3 protein-coding genes are annotated in these 2,410 nt (G+C 66.5%); all 3 read right to left on the reverse strand.

Features of this window, described 5'->3' with window-relative positions:
- Positions 1 to 808: aldehyde dehydrogenase family protein (locus tag C9F12_RS22130; RefSeq protein WP_114447134.1), on the reverse strand; the 808-nt coding region annotated here is incomplete at its 3' end.
- Positions 809 to 939: 131 nt separating this feature from the next.
- Complete coding sequence (araD1, locus tag C9F12_RS22135; protein ID WP_108450233.1) at positions 940 to 1,956, reverse strand: AraD1 family protein; 1,017 nt, start codon at positions 1,954 to 1,956, stop codon at positions 940 to 942.
- 176 nt (positions 1,957 to 2,132) lie between these two features.
- Positions 2,133 to 2,410: TRAP transporter large permease subunit (locus C9F12_RS22140; RefSeq protein ID WP_162816557.1), on the reverse strand; the 278-nt coding region annotated here is incomplete at its 5' end.

Raw genomic sequence — 2,410 nt, forward strand, 5'->3', positions numbered from 1 at the left:
TGATCGAGCTCATCTCGGCGTACACCGGGATCGGCTCGGGACGCGCCTGGGCGGTCTTCATCAGGGCGGTGCCACCGCTGCGCGAGCCGGTGAAGCCCACCGCCTTGATCCGCGCGTCGCTGACCAGGCCCTGGCCGACCTCGCGACCGGAACCGAACAGCAGCGAGAACACGCCTTCCGGCAGTTCACAGCGGGCCACCGCCTTCTGCAGCGCGCGGCCGACCAGCTCCGAGGTGCCGGGGTGGGCCGAGTGGGCCTTGACCACGACCGGACAGCCGGCGGCCAGGGCGGAGGCGGTGTCGCCACCGGCCACCGAGAACGCCAGCGGGAAGTTGGAGGCGCCGAACACCGCCACCGGACCCAGTGCGATATGGCGCTGGCGCAGGTCGACCCGCGGCATCGGTTCACGGTCCGGCAGGGCCGGATCGTGCCGCACGTCGAGCCATTCGCCGGCGCGCACCACCGAGGCGAACAGGCGCAGCTGGCCGCAGGTACGGCCGCGCTCGCCCTGCAGACGTGCCTGGGGCAGGCCGGACTCCTGCATGGCGCGCTCGATCAGGGTGTCACCGAGCGCCTCGATCTCCTCGGCGATGGTCTCGAGAAAGGTCGCACGGGCCTCGAGGCCGGTCTCGCGGTAGCTATCGAAGGCCGCCCAGGCCAGTTCGCAGGCGCGCTCGACCTCGGCCTTGGAACCTGCCTTGTAGCCAGGCTCGAGGGTCTCACCGGTGGCCGGATTGACGGCGTGGATGGGCTCGCCCTTGGCCTCGACGGCCTGGCTGCCGATCAGCTGCTTTCCTTCCAGAGTCATGTTGGCTCCTTTTCGCTTGCGGGGATGGGGTTGTCGGTGTGCTGTCTGGTACCAGTGTCAACGCCGGCTCGACCTGCGTTCAATGCTCGTGTCGTCATTGTGCGGGACGGTCGAAGCCTGTCGCCGGTCGATTACATCGGCGTGACGCTGGTCTGTTCTTCGTCCTCGGTGGGCGGCGCCAGCGGATTGCGCAGGGGACGCCCGAAGGCCGGTAGCTCGATCTCGTAGCGCTCGCCCGGTTTGACACTGACACCGTCGGCGAAGCTCAGGGTGGCGGTGCCGAAAAAATGGACGTGGACGTCACCGGGCCGACGGAAACCTGGGTACTTGAAGTGGTGGTGCTCCAGGTTGGCGATGGTGTGCGCCATGTTGTCCTCACCGGTCAAGAACGGCTTCTCCCACAGGGTCTCGCCGTCTCTGGTGATACGCGAAGTACCCTCCAGATGAGAGGGTAGTTCACCGATCAGCAGTTCGGGGCCGAAACTGCAGGCGCGAAGCTTGGAGTGGGCCAGCCACAGGTAGTTGTAGCGTTCGGTGATGTGATCCGAGAATTCGTTGCCGATGGCGAAGCCCAGCCGATGGGGGCGGCCCTGATCATCGATGAGGTAGAGCCCGGCGAGTTCCGGCTCTTCGCCTGCATCCTCGGCAAAGGATGGCCAGGGCAGCGGCGCCTCGGGGGCCACCACGCAGTCACCATCCCCCTTGTAGAACCACTCGGGCTGGGCGCCCACCTGACCTTCGGCGGGCTTGCCGCCCTCGACGCCGAGCCTGAACATGCGCATGGAATCGGTCAGCTTGGCGTCGTCGGTTTCGGACGAGTCGGCGTGCATGGCGCTGCGGGTATCGGCGCTGCCCAGATGGGTCAGGCCGGTGCCGGTGACCAGGCAGTGCGCGGGATCCGGATGGGTCAGCGGCGGCAGTAGCTGACCGCTCGCGACCAGATCGGCGTAGTCGAGGGTCTCGTCACCGAGGCTTGCCTTGACCGTGGTCGCCAGGCCCTTGCCCTCGGCCAGCGCACGGCGTGCCAGGGTATAGGTGTCGGCATCGGTCAGTCGCACAAAGTCCGGTCCTTCGACCAGGGCGGCCCTGACGCTGCCCTGGTGGCGGCACTGGATGATGCGAAGGGTCTCGGGGGTGTCATGATGCATGGCGATATCCTTGCGTGACGTGGGCGCCTTGTCCCGGTTCACGGTTGGCCCCAGAGGCATCTTACGCCCCTGGGGTGGTGTATGGTCAACATACAAAGGTATGGGTTGACGTTATGGAAAGGTGGCTTTGCTGGCGTCTAGCCTGGCGCCTGGTCCCGGAGAGGGGCCGATCCGCTTCATTGCACCAGCCACATGGCCATTTCGGGCCACACCAGCAGCGCCGCGAGTACACATAGCTGCAGGGCGATAAAGGGCAGCACCGAGACGAAGATGTCCTTGAGGCTGATCTCCGGTGGCGCCACGCCCTTCAGGTAGAAGGCCGCGGGACCGAACGGCGGCGACAGGAAGGACACCTGCATGTTCACCGCGAACAGGATGCCGAACCAGATCGGGCTGTAGCCCAGCTGCACGATGATCGGCACGAAGATCGGCAGGGTCAGCATGGCCACCCCGA

Source organism: Halomonas sp. BN3-1 (assembly GCF_003056325.1).
In the GTDB taxonomy this organism is placed as follows: Bacteria; Pseudomonadota; Gammaproteobacteria; order Pseudomonadales; family Halomonadaceae; genus Halomonas; species Halomonas litopenaei.

Coding starts and splice junctions, on each gene's coding strand:
- araD1 (WP_108450233.1), bottom strand. CDS start 1,956: ATGCATCATGACACCCCCGAGACCCTTCGCATCATCCAGTGCCGCCAC.